Source organism: Pseudomonas sp. P5_A2_2, assembly GCF_054177685.1.
Genome location: NZ_JBGCUL010000563.1, coordinates 1 through 3,009 on the forward strand (window position 1 = coordinate 1; position 3,009 = coordinate 3,009).

Here is a 3,009-nt window from a genome sequence, read left to right on the forward strand (position 1 = left end):
CGCCTTGCCCTGCACAACAGCAGGCCCGGCGCGGCGTGGAAATCAATTAAGATCGCCCCCCTCTGTCCAGGTCGTTTTCATTTGTGCTTCAGTGTCTTACAGAAAACTCCAGTTACGTAAGCCGAAGGTAAATTGCCGGTAAAGGCGCTTTGCTTAAAACCCGCCAGTGCTTATCGTTCAGCCTCATGTAAAAAAAGCCCACGCGCCCAATGGTTGATCACTCAATGCAATCCTCCGCTTCCCGTAGTCCTCGTYGCTGGCTGTTCGGCCTGCTAGTCCTGTTGGTCATCGCCGCCCTGTGCTGGAAATTCTGGCCCGGCAGCGCTGCGTCCAAAGAGGCTGCGGGGCAGAAAGCCGTCGCCGGGCATACCGGCAGGTCAGGCGGAATGCGACCTGGATTCGGCGGGGCGTCCGGGCCGGTACCGGTGCGAGTGGCTCCGGCAGTCACCGGCGATTTCCCTCTGTACTTCAAGGCGCTGGGCACGGTCACGGCGCTGAATACCATCAATGTCCGCAGCCGCGTCGGCGGTGAGCTGGTCAAGATCTCTTTCGAAGAAGGGCAGATGGTCAAGGCTGGCGACCTGTTGGCCGAAATCGACYCGCGCCCCTACCAGAACGCCTTGCTTCAGGCCGAAGGCACCTTGCTGCAGAATCAGGCGCAGCTGAAAAACGCCCAGGTCGACGTCGAGCGCTATCGCGGCCTGTACCGCGAAGACAGTATTGCCAAGCAGACCCTGGATACCGCCGAAGCGCTGGTCGGTCAGTTCCAGGGCACGGTCAAGACCAATCAGGCAGCGGTCAACGACGCCAGGCTCAACCTCGAATTCACCAAGATCCGCGCACCGATCACCGGTCGCGTCGGCCTGCGTCAACTGGACGTCGGCAACCTGGTAGCGGCCAACGACACCACCGCATTGGCGATCATCACCCAGACCCAACCGATCAGCGTGGCCTTCACTCTTCCGGAAAACAGCCTCGACACCGTACTCGCCCGTTATCGCAGCGGCGCCAAACTGCCGGCTGAAGCCTGGGATCGCGGTGATACCAAATTGCAAGCCACTGGCGTGTTGCAGAGCCTGGACAACCAGATCGACGTCACCACCGGCACCCTGAAATTCAAGGCCCGTTACGAGAACCGCGATCAGTCGCTGTTTCCCAACCAGTTCGTCAATGTGCGCCTGTTGGCCGACACCCTCAAGGACGTAGTGCTCGCGCCTTCCGCCGCGATCCAGTTCGGCACCAACGGCACGTTCGTATATGCCCTGGACGGTGACAAGAAGGTCAAGATCCGTCAGTTGAAAGTCGGCGCCAGCGATGGCGTGAACACCGTGGTCACCGAAGGCCTGTCGGCGGGCGAGCGGGTCGTGTTGGAAGGCACCGACCGTCTGAAGGACGGCAGTGAGGTGGAGGTGGTCAACGACAGCCAGGACGTGCCGGCCACGCCAACCGAACACCTGCAAGGCAAGTCGGCGGCCGACGCGGCAACGCCTGCGACCACCGACAAGGCGAAAAAGGGCGGCGCATGAATCTCTCGCGGCTGTTCATCCTTCGCCCGGTAGCCACCACGCTGAGCATGCTGGCGATTATTCTGGCCGGTGTGATCGCTTATCGGTTGCTGCCGGTTTCGGCGCTGCCTCAGGTCGACTACCCGACCATTCGCGTCATGACGCTATATCCCGGCGCCAGCCCGGATGTCATGACCAGCGCGGTAACCGCGCCGCTTGAGCGGCAGTTCGGGCAAATGCCCGGCCTGACGCAAATGGCCTCCACCAGTTCCGGTGGGGCGTCGGTGCTGACCCTGCGGTTCAGCCTCGACATCAACATGGACGTGGCCGAGCAACAAGTTCAGGCGGCGATCAACGCCGCGACCAACTTGCTGCCCAAGGACCTGCCGGCACCGCCGGTGTACAACAAGGTCAACCCGGCCGACACGCCGGTGCTGACCCTTGCGATTACCTCCAAGACCATGCTGTTGCCCAAGCTCAACGACCTGGTCGACACCCGCATGGCGCAGAAAATCGCCCAGATCAGCGGTGTCGGCATGGTCAGCATTGCCGGCGGCCAGCGCCAGGCCGTGCGGATCAAGGTCAACCCTGAGGCCCTGGCGGCCAATGGCTTGAATCTGTCGGACGTGCGCACCCTGATCGGGGCGTCCAACGTCAACCAGCCCAAGGGCAACTTCGACGGCCCGACCCGGGTTTCGATGCTCGATGCCAACGATCAACTGACGTCGCCCAAGGATTACGCCAATCTGATCCTGGCCTACGCCAACGGCGCGCCGTTGCGGCTCAAGGACGTGGCAGAAATCGTCGACGGCGCCGAGAACGAACGTCTCGCTGCGTGGGCCAACGAAAACCAGGCCGTGCTGCTGAATATCCAGCGTCAGCCCGGCGCCAACGTGATCGAGGTGGTGGACCGGATCAAGGCCCTGCTGCCGAGCATCACCGACAACCTGCCGGCCGGCCTCGACGTGGTCGTGCTGACCGACCGCACCCAGACCATCCGCGCCTCGGTCAAGGACGTGCAGCACGAATTGCTGATCGCCATCGCCCTGGTGGTGATGGTCACCTTTCTGTTCCTGCGCCGCGCCAGTGCCACGATCATTCCGTCGGTGGCCGTGCCGCTGTCGTTGATCGGTACGTTCGGCGTGATGTACCTGGCGGGGTTCTCGGTCAACAACCTGACCCTGATGGCCCTGACCATCGCCACCGGCTTCGTGGTAGACGATGCGATCGTCATGCTGGAAAACATTGCGCGCTTCATCGAAGAGGGCGACAGCCCGCTGAACGCGGCGCTCAAGGGCGCCAGGCAGATCGGTTTCACGTTGATTTCCCTGACGTTGTCGCTGATCGCCGTGCTGATCCCGCTGCTGTTCATGGCGGACGTGGTCGGGCGGCTATTCCGCGAATTTGCCATCACCCTGGCGGTGGCGATTCTGATTTCCCTGGTGGTTTCCCTGACCCTGACGCCGATGATGTGTGCGCGGTTGCTCAAGCGTGAACCCAAGGA

At 62.2% G+C, this 3,009-nt stretch carries 2 protein-coding genes; both read left to right on the forward strand.

The features are described from left to right. Positions 1-209: 209 nt before the first annotated feature. Positions 210-1,526 (forward strand): MdtA/MuxA family multidrug efflux RND transporter periplasmic adaptor subunit, encoded by a 1,317-nt coding sequence (locus ACXRVY_RS22315; RefSeq protein ID WP_458238259.1) that lies wholly within the window; start codon positions 210-212, stop codon positions 1,524-1,526. Continuing rightward, the coding region (locus ACXRVY_RS22320) for an efflux RND transporter permease subunit (RefSeq protein ID WP_458238260.1) at positions 1,523-3,009 on the forward strand (1,487 nt) is incomplete at its 3' end. The genes ACXRVY_RS22315 and ACXRVY_RS22320, both read left to right, overlap by 4 nt.